Source organism: Kitasatospora sp. NPDC030952, from assembly GCF_055571335.1.
In genome coordinates, this window is the sequence record NZ_JBVIFM010000014.1 from 183,504 (window position 1) to 204,490 (window position 20,987).

16 protein-coding genes and 2 tRNA genes are annotated in these 20,987 nt (G+C 75.1%); 6 read left to right on the forward strand and 12 right to left on the reverse strand.

What is annotated here, in order from left to right:
• Position 1: 1 nt before the first annotated feature.
• On the reverse strand, positions 2–3,214 hold the full coding sequence (locus ACZ47G_RS24270; protein ID WP_465745857.1) for a S41 family peptidase: 3,213 nt from the start codon (positions 3,212–3,214) through the stop codon (positions 2–4).
• A gap of 213 nt (positions 3,215–3,427) precedes the next feature.
• Between ACZ47G_RS24270 and ACZ47G_RS24275 the strand changes: the two genes are divergently transcribed.
• The gene (locus tag ACZ47G_RS24275; protein ID WP_465745859.1) at positions 3,428–5,047 is read left to right on the forward strand and encodes a chitinase; all 1,620 of its coding nucleotides are present in this window, start codon (positions 3,428–3,430) and stop codon (positions 5,045–5,047) included.
• Between the two features lie 65 nt (positions 5,048–5,112).
• Here ACZ47G_RS24275 and ACZ47G_RS24280 read toward each other — a convergent pair whose 3' ends face one another.
• From ACZ47G_RS24280 to ACZ47G_RS24295, 4 genes are all read right to left on the reverse strand, one after another.
• Entirely contained in the window at positions 5,113–5,739 is a 627-nt protein-coding gene (locus tag ACZ47G_RS24280; protein WP_465745861.1) for a DJ-1/PfpI family protein, read from the reverse strand.
• The gene (locus ACZ47G_RS24285; RefSeq protein WP_465745863.1) at positions 5,739–6,740 is read right to left on the reverse strand and encodes a GlxA family transcriptional regulator; all 1,002 of its coding nucleotides are present in this window, start codon (positions 6,738–6,740) and stop codon (positions 5,739–5,741) included. Before ACZ47G_RS24285 ends, ACZ47G_RS24280 begins: the two co-directional genes overlap by 1 nt.
• 130 nt (positions 6,741–6,870) lie before the next feature.
• Positions 6,871–6,944: transfer RNA gene (locus tag ACZ47G_RS24290), tRNA-Lys, on the reverse strand.
• 69 nt (positions 6,945–7,013) lie between these two features.
• Positions 7,014–7,922, reverse strand: a complete 909-nt coding sequence (locus ACZ47G_RS24295) for an NADP-dependent oxidoreductase (RefSeq protein ID WP_465745865.1) — start codon at positions 7,920–7,922, stop codon at positions 7,014–7,016.
• 206 nt (positions 7,923–8,128) lie between these two features.
• Here ACZ47G_RS24295 and ACZ47G_RS24300 point away from each other — a divergent pair, with 206 nt between their 5' ends.
• Together ACZ47G_RS24300 and pgi are read left to right on the forward strand one after the other, a co-directional pair.
• Complete coding sequence (locus ACZ47G_RS24300; RefSeq protein WP_465745867.1) at positions 8,129–9,712, forward strand: Na+/H+ antiporter; 1,584 nt, start codon at positions 8,129–8,131, stop codon at positions 9,710–9,712.
• 210 nt (positions 9,713–9,922) lie between these two features.
• Complete coding sequence (gene pgi, locus ACZ47G_RS24305) at positions 9,923–11,584, forward strand: glucose-6-phosphate isomerase (RefSeq protein WP_465745869.1); 1,662 nt, start codon at positions 9,923–9,925, stop codon at positions 11,582–11,584.
• A gap of 122 nt (positions 11,585–11,706) precedes the next feature.
• Here pgi and ACZ47G_RS24310 read toward each other — a convergent pair.
• The 3 genes from ACZ47G_RS24310 to ACZ47G_RS24320 form a co-directional block, all read right to left on the reverse strand.
• Positions 11,707–11,780: transfer RNA gene (locus ACZ47G_RS24310), tRNA-Lys, on the reverse strand.
• 68 nt (positions 11,781–11,848) lie between these two features.
• Complete coding sequence (locus ACZ47G_RS24315) at positions 11,849–12,406, reverse strand: bifunctional DNA primase/polymerase (RefSeq protein WP_465745871.1); 558 nt, start codon at positions 12,404–12,406, stop codon at positions 11,849–11,851.
• A 122-nt stretch (positions 12,407–12,528) separates the two neighbouring features.
• Complete coding sequence (locus tag ACZ47G_RS24320; protein WP_380459772.1) at positions 12,529–12,885, reverse strand: hypothetical protein; 357 nt, start codon at positions 12,883–12,885, stop codon at positions 12,529–12,531.
• Between the two features lie 236 nt (positions 12,886–13,121).
• Here ACZ47G_RS24320 and ACZ47G_RS24325 point away from each other — a divergent pair, with 236 nt between their 5' ends.
• On the forward strand, positions 13,122–13,430 hold the full coding sequence (locus tag ACZ47G_RS24325) for a hypothetical protein (protein ID WP_465745873.1): 309 nt from the start codon (positions 13,122–13,124) through the stop codon (positions 13,428–13,430).
• A 6-nt stretch (positions 13,431–13,436) separates the two neighbouring features.
• Here the strand turns inward: ACZ47G_RS24325 and ACZ47G_RS24330 are convergent, their stop codons facing one another.
• From ACZ47G_RS24330 to ACZ47G_RS24340, 3 genes are read right to left on the reverse strand one after another with little or no spacing between them, the layout of a single operon-like run.
• A complete protein-coding gene (locus ACZ47G_RS24330; RefSeq protein WP_465745875.1) occupies positions 13,437–14,789 on the reverse strand; it encodes an AAA family ATPase in 1,353 nt (450 codons plus the stop codon).
• A complete protein-coding gene (locus ACZ47G_RS24335) occupies positions 14,786–16,396 on the reverse strand; it encodes a hypothetical protein (RefSeq protein ID WP_465745877.1) in 1,611 nt (536 codons plus the stop codon). Before ACZ47G_RS24335 ends, ACZ47G_RS24330 begins: the two co-directional genes overlap by 4 nt.
• A complete protein-coding gene (locus ACZ47G_RS24340; protein ID WP_465745879.1) occupies positions 16,393–17,670 on the reverse strand; it encodes a hypothetical protein in 1,278 nt (425 codons plus the stop codon). The genes ACZ47G_RS24335 and ACZ47G_RS24340 overlap by 4 nt, the downstream gene beginning before the upstream one ends.
• Positions 17,671–17,856: 186 nt before the next feature.
• Between ACZ47G_RS24340 and ACZ47G_RS24345 the strand changes: the two genes are divergently transcribed.
• Positions 17,857–18,513 carry a histidine phosphatase family protein gene (locus ACZ47G_RS24345; protein ID WP_465745881.1) on the forward strand — a complete coding sequence of 219 codons (657 nt, stop codon included), beginning with the start codon at positions 17,857–17,859 and terminating at the stop codon, positions 18,511–18,513.
• A 19-nt stretch (positions 18,514–18,532) separates the two neighbouring features.
• Here ACZ47G_RS24345 and ACZ47G_RS24350 read toward each other — a convergent pair whose 3' ends face one another.
• A complete protein-coding gene (locus ACZ47G_RS24350) occupies positions 18,533–20,182 on the reverse strand; it encodes a tetratricopeptide repeat protein (protein ID WP_465745883.1) in 1,650 nt (549 codons plus the stop codon).
• 257 nt (positions 20,183–20,439) lie between these two features.
• Between ACZ47G_RS24350 and ACZ47G_RS24355 the strand changes: the two genes are divergently transcribed.
• The gene (locus ACZ47G_RS24355) at positions 20,440–20,958 is read left to right on the forward strand and encodes a hypothetical protein (protein WP_465745885.1); all 519 of its coding nucleotides are present in this window, start codon (positions 20,440–20,442) and stop codon (positions 20,956–20,958) included.
• Positions 20,959–20,987: the final 29 nt, after the last annotated feature.

Here is a 20,987-nt window from a genome sequence, read left to right on the forward strand (position 1 = left end):
CTCACCCGGCCCGCGGCGGCAGCGGCGGGCGCCGCAGGTCCGGCCGCGGGGTGTCGGTGGGCGGGGGCGCCGCGGCCGGGGCGTCCTCCAGTAGCTCCATGGCCAGTTGGACGGCGGTGACCAGCTCCGGGTGGCGCCCCCGGGCCCAGTCCTGGGGGGTGCGCAGCACGTGCACGTCCGGTTCCACGCCCCGGTTCTCCACCGACCAGCCGAGCCCGCCGCTGAACCAGGAGGCGTTCTTCGGCACCGAGATCTGGGTGCCGTCGCCCAGGGTGTGCCGCCCGGTCATCCCGACCACCCCGCCCCAGGTGCGGTTGCCGATCACCGGGCCGAGGCCGAGCAGCTTGATCGCCGCGATGATCACGTCCCCGTCGGAGCTGGTCGCCTCGTCGGCGAGCGCCACCAGCGGGCCGCGCAGTGCGTGCCGGGGCCAGCGGACGGGCTGGCGGTCCCGGCTGAAGTCCCAGGCGAGCACGTGCCGGGTGAGCTTCTCCAGGACGAGTTCGGAGACGTTGCCGCCGGCGTTGCCGCGCACGTCCAACACCAGTGCGGGCTTGTCGAGTTCGCGCCGCAGGTCCCGGTTGAACTGGGCCCAGCCGGAGCCGCCGAGGTCCGGGATGTGCAGGTAGCCGCACCGGCCGTCGCTGAACTCCCTCACCAGGGAACGCCGTTTGGTCACCCAGTCCTGGTAGCGGACGGCCCGTTCGTCGGTCAGCGGGGTGACGGCGATCCGCCGGACCGGGCCGTCCGGGCCGGTGCGCAGGGCGAGTTCGACGGTGGTGCCGCCGGTGCCGGCCAGCAGCGGCAGCGGTCCGCGCACCGGGTCCACCGGGCGGCCGCCGACCTCCAGCAGTTCGTCGCCGTCCCGGACGCCCCGGGCGGCCAGCGGGGCGCGGGCGCGCGGGTCGGAGGACTCGCCGGGCAGCACCCGGTCGACCAGCCAGCGGCCGTCGGGGGAGCGGTGGGCGTTGGCGCCGAGCAGGCCGAGCGGCTGCTGGGCGAGGGTGGGGCCCTCGGCGCGCCGGGAGGGGGTGACGTAGGCGTGCGAGGTGCCGAGTTCGCCGAGGAGTTCGCGCAGCAGGTCGGCGAAGTCGTCGGGTGAGCAGATCCGGTCCAGCAACGGCTCGTACTGGGCGACCAGCGCGGGCCAGTCCAGTCCGGACATCCGCTCGTCCCAGAACTGGTCCCGGACGATCCGGGCCGCCTCGTGGTACGCCTGGCGCCACTCGGCGGCGGGGTGCACGGTGTGGGTGATCCGGCGCAGGTCGACGCTGGTCCCGGCGGAGGGTACGGCGACCGGGATCACCCGCAGCGTCCCGGCCGAGTAGACCGCGATCGAGCCGCCGTCCCCGGAGACGGCGTAGCCGTCCAGCTTGTCGACCAGCGTGCTGCGGGTGCCCCGGGCCAGGTCGAAGTGCTCCAGGGAGGGGCGGCCGGAGGTGTCGTCGGGGCTGGCGAAGGTCTGCCCGAGGGTGCCGGAGATCGGCCAGCGCAGCCAGACCAGGCCGCCGCGCACCGCGTCGGTGGCCGAGTACTTGGAGGCGATCACCGGGAACTGCAGCAGCCGTTCGCCGATGCCCTGGGGGTCGACCCGGACGGTGCCGTCGCCGCCGCCGTCCCCGCGCGGGGCGCCGTCCTCGACGGGCGCGGCGAACGGGGAGGGGGTGTCGGCGGTGAGCGGGACGAGGTACGGGCGGCAGCCGACCGGGAAGGAGAGGTCGCCGGTGTGCACGTCGTGGACGGGGTCGAAGCCGCGCCAGGACAGGAAGGCCAGGTAGCGGCCGTCCCGGGTGAACACCGGCTGCTCGTCCTCGAACCGGCCGTCGGTGACGTCGGTGATCGGCGCGGAGGCGTCGGTGCGGGTGAGCCGGATCCGGCGCAGCGAGCGCCCGGCGGCCGGCTGGGACCAGGCGATCCAGTGCGAGTCGGGGGAGAACCGGGCGCTGGCGACGGGCCCGTAGTCGGAGCCGGCCAGTTCGCGGACCTCGCCGTCCGCGGCGGAGACCAGCAGCAGCCGCCCGTCCGAGGTGGTGACGGCGAGCCGGGCGCCGTCGGGGGCGGCGGAGAGCTCCAGGACCCGGCCGAGCCGGCCGGCGGCGAGCACCCGGCGGTGGTGCCGCTGCCCGGCGTCCTCGTGGCCGGGCAGCGGCACCACCTCGATCGCGTCGGCGCCCTCGGCGTCGGTGATCCAGGCGGCCTCGCCGGTGTGGCCGAGCAGCACGGGCAGCCGGGTGCGCACCCCGGGGGTGTCGGCGAGCGCGCGGGCCGGGCCGTCCTTGTGGGTGAGCCAGTACTGGCTGCCGCGCACGGTGATCACCCCGGCCCGCCCGGTCTGGTCGCAGGCGAGGTCCTTGACCTGGGAGGCGGCGCCGACCTGGTACGGGCGGCGGCCGGCCCGGGCGCCGCCGAGCGGCACCTGCAGCCGGCGCGGGGCGGGGGCGTCCAGGCCGTCGAGCAGCCAGAGGTCGCCGGCGTGCTGGTAGACGATCCGGGTGCCGTCGGTGGCGGCCTCGCGGGCGTAGTAGGAGGCGTGGTCGGTGTGCCGGCGCAGGTCGGTGCCGTCCGGGCGGCAGGAGTAGACGTTGCCGATGCCCTCGTGGTCGGAGAGGAAGGCGATCCGGTCGCCGACCGGCATGGGGGAGGCGAGGTGGCCGGTGTGCTCGGGCAGGATCAGTTCGCCGTCCACCCAGAGCCGACCGACGGCGCCGCCGCGGTAGCGCTTCCAGGCGGCGGGTTCGTGCGGGGCGGAGCCGGTGAGCAGCACGGTGCGCCGCCGGCTCAGCTGGGCGTCGCCGACCGGGCCCCAGGGCATCCGGCGGCCGGGGGAGCCGTCGGGCGGCAGGGCGTGCGCCCAGGTGTAGTGGCCGAACGGCTCGTGGTAGGAGGTGACGGCCAGCACCTCGCCGTCCGGCAGCCAGCCGCGCACCCGGGTGTCCTGGCTGCCCCAGTAGCTGAGCCGGTGGGCCTCGCCGCCCTCGGTCGGGGCGGTCCACACCTCGGGGGTCAGGCCGAGCCAGCTGGTCCAGGCGAGGGTGCGGCCGTCGGGGGAGAAGCGGGGGTGGCTGACCCGGGTGCGGTCGCAGCCGACCCGCCAGGCCCGGCCGGTGGTGGCGGCGCCGGGCTCCAGCGGGGCGATCCAGACGTCGTCCTCGGCGGTGAAGGCGAGCAGGTCGCCGTACAGGTGGGGGTAGCGGAGGTAGCCGGGCGGGGTCACTCCTCCATCCTTCGACGGGGTGTCACCCCCGGCAACCGGGGCGGTCCCGCCGGGCTTCCGGACCGGTCTGGACCATTGACAGCGCACTGTCGGATCCACTTCAGTGGTCTAGTCCAACTTGGGTGCCAGGCCGGGCCGCTCCCCCCACTGGCGCGTGCTCCGGCGTGCCCTCGGACGTCCCCCACGACCGCGCCACCGCAGGGAGCACCCCCCATGCGCAGAACCCTGAGAAACGGCCTCGCCGCCGGCACCGCCTCCGCCATCGCCGCCGCCACCCTGGCCGGCCTCACCCTCGGCCTGGCGCCCGCCGCCTCGGCCGGCGAGTTCCTGGCCAACGGCGGCTTCGAATCCGGCTCGCTCGGCCCGTGGAGCTGCACCGGCAACTCCGGTAGCGTCGTCACCGGCCCGGTGCACGGGGGCGGCCACGCGCTCGCCGCCGCGGCCACCGCGAGTGACACCGCCCAGTGCGCCCAGACCGTCACCGTCGCGCCCGGCACCACCTACACGCTCAGCGCCTACGTCAACGGCTCGTACGTCTACCTGGGTGTCGACGGCGGCGGCCCCAGCACCTGGACCCCCGGCACCGGCGGCGGCTACCAGAAGCTCAGCGTCAGCTTCACCACCGGCGCCAACCAGACCAGCGCCACCGTCTACACCCACGGCTGGTACGGGCAGGGCACCTACTATGCGGATGACGTCTCCCTGGACGGCCCCGGCGGCCCCAGCCCGACGCCCACCCCGACCGCGACGCCCACCGGCACCCCGACGCCCACCCCGACCGTGACCCCGACGGGCACCCCGACGGCGACGCCCACCGGCAGCCACACCCTGGTCGGCTACCTCCACGCCAGCTTCGCCAACGGCGCCGGCTACACCCGGATGGCCGACGTCCCCGCCTCCTGGGACATCATCGACCTCTCCTTCGGCGAGCCGACCTCCCCGACCTCCGGCGACATCCGCTTCAACCGCTGCTCGGCCACCGACTGCCCGACCGTGGAGTCCGACGCCGACTTCAAGGCCGCCATCGCCGCCAAGCGCGCCCAGGGCAAGAAGGTGCTGATCTCGATCGGCGGCCAGAACGGCCAGGTCCAGCTGACCACCGCCGCCGCCCGCGACGCCTTCGTCAGCTCGGTGTCGGCGATCATCGACAGGTGGGGCCTGGACGGCCTGGACATCGACTTCGAGGGCCACTCGCTCTCCCTCGACACCGGCGACACCGACTTCAAGAACCCGAAGAGCGCGGTCATCGTCAACCTGATCTCGGCGCTGAAGACCCTCAAGGCCAAGTACGGCCCGGGCTTCGTGCTGACCATGGCGCCGGAGACCTTCTTCGTCCAACTCGGCTACCAGTACTACGGATCCGGCCCCTGGGGCGGCCAGGACCCGCGCGCCGGGGCGTACCTGCCGGTCATCTACGCGCTGCGCGACGACCTCACCCTGCTGCACGTCCAGGACTACAACTCCGGCTCGATCATGGGCCTGGACAACCAATACCACTCGATGGGCGGCGCCGACTTCCACGTCGCGATGACCGACCTGCTGCTCAAGGGCTTCCCGGTCGCGGGCAACGCCAGCAACGTGTTCCCGCCGCTGCCCGCCTCGAAGGTCGCCATCGGCATGCCGGCCACCACCAACGCGGGCAACGGCTACGTCGCCCCGGCCGAGGTGGACAAGGCGCTGGACTGCCTCACCAAGCTGGTCAACTGCGGTACGTACGTGCCGCGTTCGGGCGCCCAGTCGAACCTGGCCGGGCTGATGACCTGGTCGGTCAACTGGGACCAGTTCGGCGGCCGGGAGTTCTCCAGGAACTTCGACTCCTACTTCGGCCGCTGACCGGACGCGGGGCCCGGCCGGACGCGGGGCCCGCCCCCGGCCGGGCCCGGACCCCGCCTGTGCCGTCATGGCGCCAGCAGCCGCCTCGCCCCCTCGACCACCGCGGGGGAGGCCTTGGCGATCGAGCCGGCCGCGTAGGGCGGCTGCGGGTCGTACTCGATGACCAGCTGGATCGCCTCCGCGGTGGCGTCCCCGGCGACCAGGCCGGTCAGCCGCAGCGCGAGGTCGATCCCGGCCGAGACCCCGGCCGCGGTCGCGTATTTGCCGTCGACCACGATCCGCTCGGTGCCGGTGGGTTCCGCCCCGAACCGGGGCAGGAGGTCCAGCGCGCCCCAGTGGGTGGTGGCTCGGCGCCCGGTGAGCAGCCCGGCGGCGCCGAGGATCAGCGAGCCGGAGCAGACCGAGGTGGTCCAGGTGGTGGTGGCGTCCACCCGGCGCACCCAGTCGAGCACCGCCCCGTCGGTCAGCTGGGCCGCCGTCCCGGGCCCGCCGGGGACCAGCAGCAGGTCGGCGGAGTCCACCTCGTCCAGGGCGGCGTCCGCGGTCAGCGCCAGGGTCATGTCGGACCGGACCGGCCCGGGCTTCGCGGCGGTGAACACCACCTCGGCCCCGGGGATCCGGGACAGCACCTCGTACGGGCCGACCGCGTCCAGCGCGGTGAAGTCGTCGTAGAGCAGGATCGCGATGCGCATCAGTCGTCTCCAAGGGGCTGCGGTCCGACCGGCGGGGGGCCGTCGGGCCGGGAACGGAAGCGGCGGCGGTACTCGGCGGGCGGGGCGGCCAGGGTCCGGACGAAGGCGCGCCGCATCGCCTCCGGGGTGCCGTAGCCGCAGGAGCGCGCGATCTCCTCGACACCGTCGTCGGTGTCCTCCAGCAGCCGCCGGGCGGCCTCCAGCCGGACCCCGTCCACGTACCGGCCCGGGGGGATCCCGACCTCGGCGGCGAAGGCCCGGGCGAAGTGCCGCGGCGACAGCGCCGACCGGTGGGCCAGCGCCTCGACCGACAGGTCGGCCCCGGGGTGCTCGGCGATCCACCGCTGGACCTCGCGCAGCGGCCGGCGGACCGCCACCTGGGCGGCCAGCTGGGTGCTGAACTGGGCCTGGTTGCCCGGCCGGCGCAGGAAGACCACCAGGTGACGGGCGATCAGCAGCGCGGCGTCCCGGCCGTGGTCCTCCTCGACCAGGGCCAGCGCCAGGTCGATCCCGGCGGTGACCCCGGCCGAGGTGGCGATGTGCCCGTCCCGGACGTGGATCGGGTCCGGGGCGACCGTGACGTCCGGGTACCGCCGGGCCAGCTCCTCGCAGTACGCCCAGTGGGTGGTCACCCGGCGTCCGGACAGCAGTCCGGCCTCGGCGAGCAGGAAGGCGCCGGTGCACACCGACACCACCCGCTCGGCCCGGCCGGCCAACTCCCGGATCCGTGCGACCAGGTCGCCGTCCGGCGGATCGCAGCCCTCCCCGCCGGGGACCAGCAGGACGTCCACCGCCCGGACCTCGGCCAGGTCGGCGTCCGGCAGCAGTCGCAGCCCGCTGGTGCTGCGCACCGGCCCGCCGCCGAGCGAGGCGGTGGTCACCCGGTACGCGCCCGGCCGCCCGGAGGCCGCGCCCGCTCCCGCGAAGACCTCCACGGGCCCGGTCACGTCCAGGCTCTGCACGCCCTCGTAGAGGACGACGACCACGCTGCGCGCTCCCATGCGGCCAGCCTGTCAGCGGGCCGCGGTGGCGGCAATGACCGGTTCCCCACCTTTCCTGCCACGCCGGGAGGGGGGAACGCCGGAACGCCGAGAGGCCCCTTGCTTTCGCAAGGGGCCTCTCGGCTGTCTGTGCGCCGCCAGGGACTCGAACCCCGGACCCGCTGATTAAGAGTCAGCTGCTCTAACCAACTGAGCTAGCGGCGCCTGCTGACGTGGAGAACATTACCTGGTCAGCGGCCGAAACACACAATCGGCCCGGGCGGCCCGGCCCGCTCAGGCGGTGAGCACCACCTTGCCGCGGACGTGCCCGGTGCCGACCAGCCGGTGCGCCTGCTCGGCCCGCTCCAGCGGCAGCGACTCGGCGACCTCGATCCGCAGCCCGCCCGCCTCCCAGAGCCGGACCAGCTCGGTCAGCCGCTCGGCGGTGCGTGGCCCCCGCAGCCCCCGGACGCCCAGCCGCTGGGCCTCCGGGTAGTCGACCACGGTGCCGATCCGGTCCCGGTCGGCGACCAGTTCGACGGAGGCCGCCAGGGCGCCCCGGCCGGCCGCGTCGAAGGCCGCGTCCACCCCCTGCGGGGCGACCGCCCGGACCCGCTCGACCAGCCCCTCGCCGTAGGCCACCGGGATCGCGCCCAGCTCGCGCAGGTAGTCGTGGTTGCGCTCGCTCGCGGTGCCGATGACGGTGGCGCCCAGGGCCCGGGCCAGCTGGACGGCGACGGTGCCGACCCCGCCGCTGGCGCCGTGCACCAGGACGGTGTCGCCGGCGGTGACGCCGAGCAGGTCGAGCGCGACGTGGGCGGTCTGGCCGGAGGCGGAGAGCGCGCCGGCCTGCTCCCAGGGCATCCCGGCGGGCTTGGCCACCAGCTGGGCGGCGTCCACCGTGACCAGCTCGGCCTGGCAGCCCAGCACCCGGAAGCCCAGCACCTCGTCGCCCACCCGCCAGGCGTCGACGCCCGGGCCGAGCCGGTCCACCACCCCGGCGAACTCGTTGCCGAGGACGAGCGGCGGCTCGGCCACCAGCCCCGGCGGCCGGAAGCCCTCCCGGATCGCGAGGTCCACCGGCTGCACCGCGGCGGCGTACACCCGTATCCGGACCTCGCCCGCCGCGGGCTCGGGGTCGGCCACCTCGGTGACCCGCAGGACCTCCGGACCGCCGGACGTCGGTACCGTGACCGCCTTCATGGGGTGTTCCTCTCGCCGGTTCCTTCACGCGAACGCCCCGATCCTCCGACCTGAAGTGCGCTTGAGGTCAAGCACCTGTTCGGCGCGTCTTCACCAATGGGCGCATTGTCAGATTTATCCTGGGCGGCGCTCAGCCGTCCGTCGCCGACCGGCCGTCCCTCCCGTCGGGAGCCGGCCGCCGATCCGCCGTCGAGAGGAACCTCCCCGTGGGCCAGCTGCCCCTGTTCTTCCTGGTGCTGCTCGCCTCCGTGGTGACCATGCCACTCGCCCGAAGGACGGGCGTGCCGCAACCGGTCCTGATGACCCTGCTCGGCATCGTCATGGCACTCGTCCCGCAGATCCCGGACGTCAAGATCGAGCCCGAGCTGATCCTCCCGTTGGTCCTGCCGCCGCTGATCTTCGCCGTCGCCCGGCGCTCCTCGGTCCGCTACTTCAAGGCCAACGCCCGCTCGATCCTGCTGCTGGCGATCGCCCTGGTGGTGGTCACCACGATCGCCGTGGCCGGCACCGTGCACTGGCTGCTGCCCGCCCTGCCGCTGGCCGCCGCGATCGCGGTCGGCGCGCTGGTCTCCCCGCCCGACCCGGTGGCCGCCGTCGCGGTGGCCGGCAGCGTCGGGCTGCCCCGGCGGCTGGTGGCGATCCTGGAGAGCGAGGGACTGTTCAACGACGTCACCGCGATCGTCATCTACTCGCTGGCCATCGAGGCCGTGATCAGCGGCGACTTCTCGGTCGGCCACGCCGTGCTGCGCTTCGTGCTGTCCGCGGTGCTCGCCGTGATCGTCGGCGTGGTGCTCGGCTGGGTGAACGCCAAGCTCGCCGACCGCCTGGACGACCCGACCCAGCAGGTCGCGCTCAACCTGCTGGTGCCCTTCGCCGCCTACACCATCGCCGAGGAGATCCACGGCTCCGGCGTGCTCGCCGTCGTGGTCTGCGCGCTCTACCTCGCCGAGCGGGCCGCCGACGCCGACGCCGTCGCCTACCGGCTGGTCGGCAACGCCTTCTGGGAGGTGGTCGAGATCCTGATCACCGGCGTCGCCTTCGGCCTGATCGGCCTGGAGCTGGCCACCGTGCTCAAGGAGGCCGGCCGCGGCTGGACCGGCTTCCTCGGCGACGCCGCCGTGGTCATCGCGGTCGTGGTGGTGGTCCGGCTGCTCTGGCTGCTGCCGGCCGGCTGGCTGTCGAAGAGGCTGCGCAAGGACGCCGAGGAGGACACCCCGTTCAGCTGGAAGGAGAGCGTGGTCCTCTGGTGGTCCGGCATGCGCGGGGTGGCCACCGTCGCGCTGGCCCTCGCCATCCCGCTGACCCTGCACTCCGGCGAGGACTTCCCGGAGCGCGGCCGGCTGGTCTTCATCGCCTTCAGCGTGGTGCTGTTCACCCTGCTGGTCCAGGGCCTGACCCTGCCCTGGCTGGCCAAGCGGCTCGAACTGGACATCGACCAGGACAAGCACGAGCAGGCGGTACGGCAACTCTGGTGGCGGGCCGCCAAGGCCGGGCTCCATCGGCTCGGCGAACTGGAGGAGCAGGACAAGCTGCCCGCCGAGGTCGCCGACCGGCTGCGGGACCGTCAGCACGACCGGCTGGCCCGGCTCTGCCCGGAGAACTACGCCGAGGAGGAGGCCGCCGAGGCGAAGCAGCGGATCTCCCAGTGGCGGGCCGCCGCCGAGGTCGAGCAGGAGATGATCGCCGCCTCCCGGCGCGAGATGCTCATCGCCCGTAGCGAACTCGGCGCCGATCCTGAGCTGGTCGACCAGGTGCTGCGCGGACTCGACCTGCGCTCCGAACGGAAGTAGCGGGCGCACCGGAAGTGACGGACAGTCCGCACCCACCGGGCGGAATGTGCGCCACCCCCTCCCGGGTTGCATAGGCTGAACCCGGGCAGGCCGTCAACGGAGTCGGCGCACCACCAGTACCGCCACGACCTCGCGCACAGGCATTCCACCGCCTGGCCCTCACGCCTGGCCCTGCCGGTTTCTGCACCCAGATGAATCGAGGACCCACCGATGTCGGAGACCCGCGCCGACGCCCGCACCCCGCTCGACCGCACCCCGCAGTGGGCCGCCCTGGCCAAGCACCGCGAGGAGCTGGGCGAGACCCACCTGCGCGAGCTGTTCGCCGCCGACCCCGAGCGCGGCCGCACCCACACCCTGCGGGTCGGTGACCTGCACGTGGACTACGCCAAGCACCTGGTCACCGACGAGACGCTGGAGCTGCTGCGCGAGCTCGCCGCCGCCACCGGCGTCGTCGCGCTGCGGGACGCCATGTTCCGCGGCGAGAAGATCAACATCACCGAGCACCGCGCCGTCCTGCACACCGCGCTGCGCGCCCCGCGGGGCGCCGTCGTCGAGGTCGACGGCGTCGACGTCGTCCCCGCGGTGCACGCCGTCCTGGACAAGATGGCCGCCTTCGCCGACCGGGTCCGCGGCGGCGAGTGGACGGGCCACACCGGCAAGCCGATCCGCACCGTGGTCAACATCGGCATCGGCGGCTCCGACCTCGGCCCGGCGATGGCCTACGAGGTGCTCCGCTCCTTCGGCAAGCGCGACCTGGCGGTGCGCTTCGTCTCCAACGTGGACGGCGCCGACCTGCACGAGGCCGTCCGCGACCTCGACCCGGCCGAGACGCTGTTCATCGTCGCCTCGAAGACCTTCACCACCATCGAGACCATCACCAACGCCGTCTCCGCCCGCGGCTGGCTGCTCGACGGCCTGGGCGCCGGCACCGAGGCGGTGGCCAAGCACTTCGTCGCGCTGTCCACCAACGCCCAGGGCGTGCAGGACTTCGGCATCGACACCGCCAACATGTTCGAGTTCTGGGACTGGGTCGGCGGCCGCTACTCCTACGACTCGGCGATCGGCCTCTCGCTGATGATCGCCATCGGCCCGGACGCCTTCCGCGAGATGCTGGACGGCTTCCACCTGGTCGACGAGCACTTCCGCACCGCCCCGCCGGAGCAGAACGTCCCGCTGCTGCTCGGCCTGCTGGGCGTCTGGTACGGCGCGTTCTTCGACGCCCAGGCGCACGCGGTGCTCCCGTACTCGCACTACCTGTCCAAGTTCACCGCCTACCTCCAGCAGCTGGACATGGAGTCCAACGGCAAGTCGGTGACCCGAGACGGCACCCCGGTCGGCTGGCAGACCGGCCCGGTGGTCTGGGGCACCCCCGGCACCAACGGCCAGCACGCCTACTACCAGCTGCTGCACCAGGGCACCAAGGTGATCCCGGCCGACTTCATCGGCTTCGCCCGGCCGGTCGCCGACCTGCCGGACCGCCTGGTCGCCCAGCACGACCTGCTGCTGGCCAACTTCTTCGCCCAGACCCAGGCGCTGGCCTTCGGCAAGACCCCGGAGGAGGTCGCCGCCGAGGGCGTGCCGGCCGAACTCGTCCCGCACAAGACCTTCCGGGGCAACCACCCGACCACCACCATCCTGGCCGCCGAGCTGACCCCGTCGGTGCTCGGCCAGCTGGTCGCGCTGTACGAGCACAAGGTGTTCGTCCAGGGCGCGATCTGGAACATCGACTCCTTCGACCAGTGGGGCGTCGAGCTGGGCAAGGTGCTCGCCAAGCGGATCGAGCCGGTGCTGCTCACCGGCGAGGGCGGCGAGCAGCTGGACAGCTCCACCGCCGAGCTGGTCGCCCGCTACCGCGCGCTGCGCGGCCGCTGAGCCCCGGCCGGGCCGTCCGCTCCGGCGGGCGGCCCGGTTGTGCCGGTCGTGTCGGCTGTCTTCCGGCGGGCCGGGAACGCCGAGAGGCCCCTTGCTTTCGCAAGGGGCCTCTCGGCTGTCTGTGCGCCGCCAGGGACTCGAACCCCGGACCCGCTGATTAAGAGTCAGCTGCTCTAACCAACTGAGCTAGCGGCGCCTGCTGACAGAGAAGACTTTAGCAGCGGCCCGCGGTCGAGCCAAAATCGAATACCGGCCGCCCTCCGTTCACCCCCCGGTCACGACGACCGGCGCGGCCGGCACGGCCCCGCCGGGTTCGCGCGCCGCCCGTACGCAGGCCCACAGCACCACGGAGGCCCCGGGCAGCCAGGGCTCCCGCTCGTCCGGGGCGACGATCCAGCGGCCGGAGCCCCGGCCGGGGGAGTCCGGGCCGTGCACCATCCGCTGCAGCGGCGGCACCGTCACCGCGTCGCCCTTGCCGTGGCAGAGCAGCGGCGGCACGTCCCGGGCCCACTCCTCCCAGGCCAGCAGCCGGCGCAGCCGGGGGGCCGCGCCGGGCCGGACGAACAGCAGGGTGCGCCCCCGGTAGCCCGCGACCGGGCCGCAGCCGGGGCCGGAGGCCCACAGTTCGTCCAGCACCCGGCGGCCGAACAGCGACGGCATGCTGATCACGTCGAAGGTCCGCCCGCAGGGCAGCACGGAGGGCGCCCACGGGCGGGCCTCCCAGAGGGCGCGCATGCTGCGCGGGTACTCGCTGGCGGAGGCCAGCCAGGCCTCCCCGGCCACGGTGACGTATTCCACCGACTGGTGCGTCCAGATGTCCACGCCCAGCAGCCTGCGCCGTGCGCGCCCCCGGCGGGGCGGAAAGCGCCGTTCGCCGGACAGGGCGACGGGCGATCGCGTACCCTGCGCCGCTGGCATATGCCAGCGGCCGCGGGTCAGGGGGGTCAGTCCTCGTGGCGGCGCGGCTGGAGCAGGGTGCGGCCGTACTCGATCATCTTGGTGGCGTAGTCCGGGGTCCAGTCCGACCGCTCGGCGATCTCGGCGTCCGACAGCGCGTCGAAGCGGCGCGGGTCGGCGAGCTGGGCGGCGGCGACGGCCTGGAAGTCGGTGGCCCGCTCGGCGGCGGCCCGGAAGGCCAGGGCCAGTTCGGTGGAGCGGCGCAGCAGCTCCGCGGGGTCGTCGATGGACTCCAGGTCGAAGAACCGTTCCGGCTCCGGTTCGGCGGACTGCGGCTCGAACAGGAGCTGCACGGGGCGCAGTCGCCTGGTGGGCTCGGGCGTCTCGGCGGGGGAGTCGGGCATGGACGGACACCTCCGTGGTCTCGGTGAGGGAGGGCGGTGGGCTGCTCCGGGCCGCACCGCCCGATCGTGGCCGTCGTCCATTGTCTCGCGGCGGCGGCCGGTAGCGGAACGGTGCGCGTGCAGGCGCTATTCCCCTGGCGCGCGCCGGGAGGGTGCCCCGGGCGCCGCACATCCGGATCGCATGCGAACCGGTTGTTCCCGGCGACAACCGTCGCCCACCGAACCGGGAGCACCCCATGCGCGCACTCTCCACCGGCCTCCTGCTGGCCGCCGCCCTGGCACCGGCCCTGCCCGTCGTACCGGCCGGGTCCGCCGCCGCCGCCGAGACCGCCGCAGTGGTCAGCGGGCCGCCGAGCAGCCCGGGCGGCGTCTCGACGGCCACCTGCCCGGCCGGCACCCACCTGACCGGCGGCGGCTACCGGCTCCAGCCCGACGCGGACGGACCGGTGCGCGCCAGCGGGCCGACCGCCGACGCGACCGGCTGGAGCGCCCAGGCCGCGCACGGGTCCGTGGTGGCCTTCGCGGTGTGCGAGACCGAGGACTGACACCCGTTACCGCAGGCGCACCCGGTGGCCGCTCAGGTGCTGGAGGACCTGGTGGTTCGCCTCCCAGCCGTCCGGGAAGGCCACCGGAACGCCCAGCTGCACCGGCTCGGTCGCCGGGTGCTCGTCCAGCAGCTCCGCGATCCCGGCCCGGCCGACCACGATGCAGGCGTGCCGGTGCCGGGAGGCGAGCACGCAGAGCCGGCCGGTCTCCAGGTGGAAGGCGGTCGCGTCGGGACGCCCGGAGAGCGGGTGCAGCACCACGGTGACGTCGTACTCCCGGCCCTGCAGCCGGTTCGCGGTGTCCACCGTGACGGCCGGACCGACCGTGCCGTCCACCGGGACGCCCACCGTGAGCAGGGCCGCCCGCACCGCCGCCGCCTGGTCCCGGTGCGCGGTGCCGACGGCGATCCGGTCCGCGGTGAGCGGGGCCTCGCCCTGCTCGGAGCGGGCGGTCAGCCCGCGCTCCAGCAGCCGCCGGACGGTGGCCGCGATCGCCGCCACCGCCTGGGGGTCGGTCCGTACGGTGTGCCGGGCGGGCAGCTCCAGCAGCGCCCAGCCGTGCTCGGCCGCCCGGTCGATCACCGCGTCCAGCGCCGAGCCGTCCGGCCGCACGGCGGCGGTCAGACCGCGGCCGTCCGGGCCGGTGCCGGAGCGGAACGGCGTGTACGGGTAGAAGGCGCGCGAGATCAGCGGCGCCGCGCTGGCCGGCAGCCGCCAGGAGACCGGCAGCCGGTGCGGCTCGATCTGCGGGTTGTGCGCCAGCAGCGTCACCACGGCGCTGCTGGACGGGTCGTAGGACAGGCCCGCCCACTGCTCGGTGCCGACCACGGTGAACGGGTCCAGCTGGCCCGGGTCCCCGACGAACAGCGCCCGCTCGAACAGCCGGGCCACCGCGAGCAGGGCGTCGGAGCGCATCTGGTACGCCTCGTCGACGATCGCGTGCCGCCACGGCGCCTCGGCCCGCACCCACTGCCACTTGGCGGAGGTGGAGATCACCACGTCGTGCTCGACCAGGTCGGCGACCTTGTCGGAGGGCGTGACGTTGGCGTGCCTCAGCACCTCCGGGCCCGGCCGGGAGTCCGCCGCGTGCAGCCGGCCGATCGTCAACTCCGGCGCCTTCTCGGCCAGTCGGCCGACCAGGTCGTCCACCTGGCCGTTGGTCTGGGCGACGATCATCAGCCGCTCGCCGGCCGCCACCAGCTCCCGGGCGGCCCGCACCACCAGGGTCGACTTCCCGGCGCCGGGCGGGGAGTCCACCACCACGCCGCGCGGCGCACCGGCCGACGGGTGGACGGTGGCCGCCAGGATGCGGGCCACCGCGGCGTCGGCCGCCGCGCCCGGGGGCTGCTCGCTCATCATTCCCATTCCTCGGTGGCGGCGGCGGCGGCAGCGGTGGCGGCCGGGGGCGCGCTGCCCGGGGGGCCGCCGTGGGTCCACGGGGTGTCGTCCGGCTCGGGCAGCGGCGCGGACTGGCGGACCGTCAACTCGAACAGGGTGAAGGTGACCGGCTCGCCGGGCTCGGGCAGGCTGCCCGGCTCGGGCTCCTTCTTGCGGCCCATGCCGGACAGCACCCGCAGCGTGATGGTGCCCTCGGCCGGGTCCACCGCCACGATCCGGGCCTTCTGCGCGGTCGGGCCGTGCACCCGGTGCGCCTCCCGGCCGAGGTCGGCGTGCGGGCGGTCGGCGGTGCGCAGGGTGATCAGCGGACGGGGCTTGGGGGAGCGTCCGGTGGTGTCGTAGTCCGGCACCACCTCGGTCACCACCCCGCTGAACGCCTCGCCGGACAACCGGTGTTCGGCCATCGCCAGCGGGTCGTCCAGTGCCTCCTGGACGTCCAGCCGGGCCTGCTCGCGCTCGCGCTGGGCGAGCTTGCGGGCCGCCGTGACGGCGTCGTCCTGCCGGGGCTGCGGTGGCTCGCCGGCCGCCAGCCGGTCCCGATGGCCGGTGTAGGACCAGCGGTCGCCGGTCCAGCGCTCCTCCAGGTGGCCGGCCGGCGGCAGCGCGCGCAGCAGGTCCAGGCCCCGCCAGACGTCCCGCCAGGTGGGCAGCAGCACGGCCGACAGCACCCGCTCCAGCTGTTCCACCGCCGAGCGGACGGCCACCCGGGCGCGCTCGGCGGCGGCCTCGTCGCGCTGCTCGGTGCCGTGCCGGAGGGCGCTGACGGCCGCATCGTAGCGGGCGATCGCCGGGGCCAGCACCGCCTCGTCGAAGGCCGGGTCGGTGGCCGGGCCGGCCGGCGGGTGCAGCAGCTGCCCGTGCTCGTCGCGGGCGGACTCGGCCAGCTCGGCGGCCTGCGCGCCGGTCAGCCCCGGCGGTGGGCCGTGCCAGGCCAGCCGGGCCGCCAGGTGCTGGTCCTCCAGGTGGCTCTGGCCGGTGGCCCAGTGCCGGGCGAGCAGGCCGGTCATCGGCAGCAGCAGGCTGGAGCCGGGCACCTGGGCGCGGTCGGTGAGGTGGGTCAGCCAGCGGCCGAGCAGCGGCACCCGCAGCGGCGCCGGGTGGGGGCCCGGGTCGGCGTCCTCGGCGGTGCGGCGGAACCGGGTCGAGCGGCCGATCAGCGCGAGGTGGTGCACGCCCGCGCCGTTGGGCACGATCAGCTGCGGCGCGTCGGCGCACAGCTCGCGGAACACCTGGGTCTTCTCGCCGGTCTCCGGGTCCTTCTCGGAGCCCTCGATCTGCTCGACGTCCGTGCCGAAGGACTCCAGGTAGGGCAGCAGGTCGGCGGCCAGTGCGGCCAGGTAGTCGAACCGCAGGGTGCGGTTGAGCGGCTGCGGCACCAGGTGCAGCCGGGGGGCGTCCCGGTCGGTGCCCAGCAGCACGGCCAGCGGCGCGCCGGATTCGCCGGCCGCGGTCAGCGGGACGACCACCATGGGCCGCTCCGACAGGTGCCGGTGCCGGACGGTGGCCAGCGGCTCGGCCCGCCCGCTGCGGACGGCCTCCAGCCGGGCGAGGGTGGTCAGCAGGCTCATGCCCTCACGCCCAGGGCTTCCGCGCGCAGGGCGGCCGCGTAGGCCAGGCGCTCGGCCGCCTCGTGCGCGCCGTCGTCGTCCGTACCGTCGCCGTCCGTACCGTCGCCGGGCGCGGCGTCGTCGTCCGCGCCCGCTCCGTCCGTGCCCCCGGCTTGCGGGCCGGGGGCGCGCCGGGCGGCGGCCAGCGCCTCGGTGACCGTACGGATGCTGCCCAGCTCGCCGCGCACGCCCCGGCCGAGCTGCTCGACCCGGTCGTCGCAGCGGGCCCGGGCGCGGCAGTGGAAGCCGAGTTCGCAGGTGGAGAGGCAGTCCGGGCTGTAGGCGGCGGGCACCGTCTCGACCGCGGCGGTGAGCTGCTCGGCGGTCCGGACCGGGGCGCCGTCGTCGGCGGCGGCCAGGTCGAAGTCGGTGCCCGGCGGCAGCGTCGCCAGCAGCCGGTCGATGCCGGTCATCCGGCTCAGCTGGCGGCGGGTGGTGGCCAGTTCGCGGCGGACGTCGACGGCGACGGCGGTCGGCCGGTTGCCGAAGTCCTTGGGGCAGACCAGCAGCACGCTGGTGCGGGGGCTGCCCGGGAGCCGCTGCTCGGTGTACGGGTCGTCGGACAGCGGGACCCCGGCGGCCGCGGCGGCGGCGTGCTGGAGCGCCAGCACGTACACCGCGGCCTGGCGGGCGGCGGCGCCGACCTTGGCCGGGTCGGCGCTGCCGTCCAGCACCGGGAAGGACTTGATCTCCACCACCGTGCACCGGCCGCCGTGCACCACCAGGGCGTCCGGCTCCAGGTAGGCGGTGCTGCCGGCCACGGCGAGCCGCAGCATCGGGTGGTCCAGCAGCGTCCAGGAGTCCGGGTCGGCGGCGGCCCGGGCCAGTGCCTCGACCGTCCGGTCGGCGCGCACGGCCGGGCCGGAGCGGTGCAGCAGGTCCGGCACCAGCAGCGGGGCGCGGTCGTCCACCGGGAGGCCGAGGTGGGCGCGGAGCGGCTCCAGCAGGGCGGCGTGGTCGTCCGCCTTCAGCCGGGACTCGAAGATCACGCCGCGGGCGATCGCGAACGGGGACTGCCCGAAGGGGGCGGGGCGGCCGAGCCGGGCGGCCAGCGCGGACTTGTCCACCCCGGCCGCGTCCAGCACGGCGCGGCGGTGGCAGCCCGGATTGGCGGCCAGCGCGGCGAGGGAGCGGGCGTTCAGACTGCGCTGCGGGGCCGGTCCGCGCAGCTCGGCGAGCCGCTGGGCGAGCGGCTCAGCGGGCCCGCGGAGCGGGACGTTCGTCGAGACGTTCATGGTGCGGCCCAGTGTCGCATCCGGGTCCGACAACGTGGTGCGGACCGGGCGGTTCCGGCCGTAACCGGTCGGAGGCGCCGGGTGTTCCGGGCCCGCGATCGTGGCCGCCGCCGGGGTGGGGGATCATGGAGCCCGGTGCTCAAGGGTGAGACCGACCGTTGACCGCCCCGCTGCGAGGAGCCTTCCATGCCCGCCCGAATCGTGCTGGTCCGCCACGGCGAGACCGAGTGGTCGGCCACCGGCCGCCACACCGGCCGCACCGACATCCCGCTGACCGAGGAGGGCCGCGCGATGGCCCGGGCGCTCGGCGCCCGGCTCGCCGAGGCCCCCTGGAACGGGCTGCCGGACGCGCTCGTCTACACCAGCCCGCTCGGCCGCGCCGAGGAGACCTGCGCCCTGGCCGGCTTCGGCGACCGCGCGGTGGAGCGCCCCGAGCTGATGGAGTGGGACTACGGCCAGTACGAGGGCCGCACCGGCGCCGACATCCGGGCCACCGACCACCCCGGCTGGCTGATCTGGCGCGACGGGGTGCCCGGCGGCGAGAAGCTCTCCGACGTGGCCGCCCGGGTGGACGCCCTCCTCGCCGACCTGAACGAGGAGCACGGCGTCCCGGAGCCGGACACCACCGACATGCACTGCGCCGACCGGGACGTCATCCTGTTCGCGCACGGCCACCTGCTGCGCATCCTGGCCGCCCGCTGGCTGGGCCTGCCGCCCGAGTACGCCCAGCGGTTCAAGCTCGGCACGGCGGCGCTGTGCGTGCTGTCCTGGGAGTACGGCGCCCCGGCGGTGGAGGTCTGGAACGACCTGTCCCACCTGGAGGGACTCAACCAGGGCCGCTGACACGGCTGCTGGCGCCCAGTCAGGCCGCCGCGGCCTGGTCGTACCCGATCAGGAAGCGGCGGACCTCGGCGACCGAGGCGTGCGCGCGCAGCCGACCCGCGGTGTCCGCCAGCATGCTGCGGATCCGGGCCGAGCGGACCTCGCCGAACAGTGCGACGGCGGCCGAGCCGTGGTGCGCCGCCCCTGCCAAGTCCCCCCGGCCGAGCCGGTCGTGGGCCAGTTCGGCGGTGTACAGCACCCGGTTGCGGACGAAGTGCGGCTCCTGCAGCGCTATGGCCAGCGCGGCCTGCTCGCTGGCGCGGTCCCAGTCCTCCAGGGCGGACCAGCACTGCGACTGCAGGCCGGCGATCTCCGCCTCGCCGAAGAAGGACATCCACTCCGGATCGGTCTCCGCCGGCCCCCGGTCGAACAGTGCGTAGGCCCGGCCGATCGCGCGTTCGCAGGAGGACCGGTCCCGCAGCACGGCCCAGGCGCCGGCCTCGCGCATGGTCAGCAGAGCGAGCAATCGGGTGGAATGCAGCTCCCGGGCGGCGGACTGCCCGGCCTGCGCGGCGCGCAGCGCCTCGCGCGGGCGCCCGGCGTCCCGGGCGAGGAAGGCGCTGTTGCAGAAGACGTGCGCCTCCAGGGCGGCGTCCCCGGCCATCCGGGCGGTGGCGAGCGCCTCGGAGTAGAACGAGCGGGCGTCCGCGAGCCGATTCGAGTCGTGTGCCAACCACCCGACGGAGATGGCCAGTTCACCGGCCCCGGCCTGGAGCCGGCGTTCCGTCTCGGTGCTGTAGTCGCCCTCGTTGAGCAGCACGTAGGCGGTGCGCAGCGACTGCCCGGCGAGTTCGTACAGGGCGTCCGCGCCGTGCGCGTCGTCGGCCAGTCTGATCTCCCGGACGGCCTGTTCGACGCCCTGCACCTCGGCGGCGCCGACCTTGCGCAGCGGCGGCACCGGACCCGGCCGGCCGGGCACCACCGGCTCGGCGCCGAGCAGCGAGGGCGCGGCGAACTCCGCACCGGGGAAGGCGCCGTGGTCGGGGAAGGCACCGTGGCCGGTGGCCGGGCGGGGGCCGGCGGCCGGGCCGAAGCCGGCACCGGTGACGGGCCTGGCGGCGGCCGGCCGGTCGATGCCGATCACGGTGGCCAGCGCGGTCGAGCCGCTGGCCAGGAACGTACGGCGACGCACGTCGTCGTTCTCCTCGTCGAGATAGGGCGATCCATCGGGCCCCCTGGGCACCGCGCCGGCCATCGGCCACGGAGGCCCGTCCGGAGCGGCTGGATCCGCGTACGGCGAGGCAGCGTACGGGAGTTGGGTGGAGAGTGGTGAGCGCGGGGCGGGCAGGGGCGGGAACAGCGGGTGGAGCGGGGGAGCCCCGGCGGCCGCCCCGCCGCCGTCCACCGAGCGGCGGCGGACGGCGGTGCGGGGGGCGAAGCCGAGGTCGGTGAGCGTGCGATCCGGCCACATGTGCCGGAAGACCCGCTCGTAGGCGTAGTTGGGGCAGCGGATCTCACCGGACTCGACCCGTCCGACGTAGCGGGCGTCGCAGGACACGTGCTCGCCGATCTCGCGGGCGGCCCGGCGGACCGCCATGGCGAACTCGCCGGGTGAGCGGTCGCCGCGCAGTGCGCGCATCACGGGGTTGGGGGACGGTCGGTTCGGCTCGGCCGGTGGGGTGGCTGCCATGGCGCCGAGAGTACTCGGAGTCACCGGTCGGCCACACTCGGTTGGCGGGACATCTGCCCTCAATCCGGTGCAAGGCGGGCGTAGTTGCCGGATATCCGCCATGAAATGCCATGCCTTGCTGTAAGGCGCCCCGTGGCCTCGGGCCCTCCCGCCGCGTTGTCCTGATACGTGGAAGCCCAGGCCGCCCCCGGGCCCGTCCCCGCCCTCGCGGCCCCCGGCGGCACCGCTTCCGACCCGACGAGGTAACAGGAGGGCCCATGATGGCCACCGGACTGCCACAGCACCGACCCGTCGCCAGGGGCGTGCTCGCCGCCGCCCCCGCCCTGCTGCCCGACCCCGACGATGAACGGTTCCGCGGTCGGGGCCGCGGTCCGGTGGACGGTGGCCGCGGTGCCTGCGGCGGACTGCGCCGGGACCACCCCGTCCCCGCCGAGGACACCCTCGTCACCGGCTGCGACACCGTGACGGTGGCCCTGCGGCACGGCCTGGAGGCCGTCGACATCCTGCGGCTGCGCCGCGCCTGCGGGGCCGTCCTGCAGAGCCGCAACGGCAGCACCGTCTCCTTCCTCGTCCCGGCCGGCACCTGGGAGACCTGGCACCTGCCCGGCAGCTCCTGTACGGCCGGCGCCCTGGTGCCCGGCACCACCGACCCGCGCTGGGTCATCCCGCCCGCCGGCGCCGGCCGCGCCGCCCGCCCCACCGACGCCTGGGTACTCCGCTCCGCCCTCTGCGAGGCCGCCTGCACGCTCACCGCAAGCGGCCTCGGCCCGTTCTAGCGGCGTGCCGCGCGGACCCCGCCGGGCCC

Excerpts from the sequence above, each read along its gene's own strand:
- ACZ47G_RS24275 (WP_465745859.1), top strand. The coding sequence starts at position 3,428 with ATGCGCAGAACCCTGAGAAACGGCCTCGCCGCCGGCACCGCCTCCGCC.
- ACZ47G_RS24280 (WP_465745861.1), bottom strand. The coding sequence starts at position 5,739 with ATGCGCATCGCGATCCTGCTCTACGACGACTTCACCGCGCTGGACGCG.
- ACZ47G_RS24285 (WP_465745863.1), bottom strand. The coding sequence starts at position 6,740 with ATGGGAGCGCGCAGCGTGGTCGTCGTCCTCTACGAGGGCGTGCAGAGC.
- ACZ47G_RS24295 (WP_465745865.1), bottom strand. The coding sequence starts at position 7,922 with ATGAAGGCGGTCACGGTACCGACGTCCGGCGGTCCGGAGGTCCTGCGG.
- pgi (WP_465745869.1), top strand. The coding sequence starts at position 9,923 with ATGTCGGAGACCCGCGCCGACGCCCGCACCCCGCTCGACCGCACCCCG.
- ACZ47G_RS24320 (WP_380459772.1), bottom strand. The coding sequence starts at position 12,885 with ATGCCCGACTCCCCCGCCGAGACGCCCGAGCCCACCAGGCGACTGCGC.
- ACZ47G_RS24325 (WP_465745873.1), top strand. The coding sequence starts at position 13,122 with ATGCGCGCACTCTCCACCGGCCTCCTGCTGGCCGCCGCCCTGGCACCG.
- ACZ47G_RS24330 (WP_465745875.1), bottom strand. The coding sequence starts at position 14,789 with ATGATGAGCGAGCAGCCCCCGGGCGCGGCGGCCGACGCCGCGGTGGCC.
- ACZ47G_RS24335 (WP_465745877.1), bottom strand. The coding sequence starts at position 16,396 with ATGAGCCTGCTGACCACCCTCGCCCGGCTGGAGGCCGTCCGCAGCGGG.
- ACZ47G_RS24340 (WP_465745879.1), bottom strand. The coding sequence starts at position 17,670 with ATGAACGTCTCGACGAACGTCCCGCTCCGCGGGCCCGCTGAGCCGCTC.
- ACZ47G_RS24345 (WP_465745881.1), top strand. The coding sequence starts at position 17,857 with ATGCCCGCCCGAATCGTGCTGGTCCGCCACGGCGAGACCGAGTGGTCG.
- ACZ47G_RS24350 (WP_465745883.1), bottom strand. The coding sequence starts at position 20,182 with ATGGCAGCCACCCCACCGGCCGAGCCGAACCGACCGTCCCCCAACCCC.
- ACZ47G_RS24355 (WP_465745885.1), top strand. The coding sequence starts at position 20,440 with ATGATGGCCACCGGACTGCCACAGCACCGACCCGTCGCCAGGGGCGTG.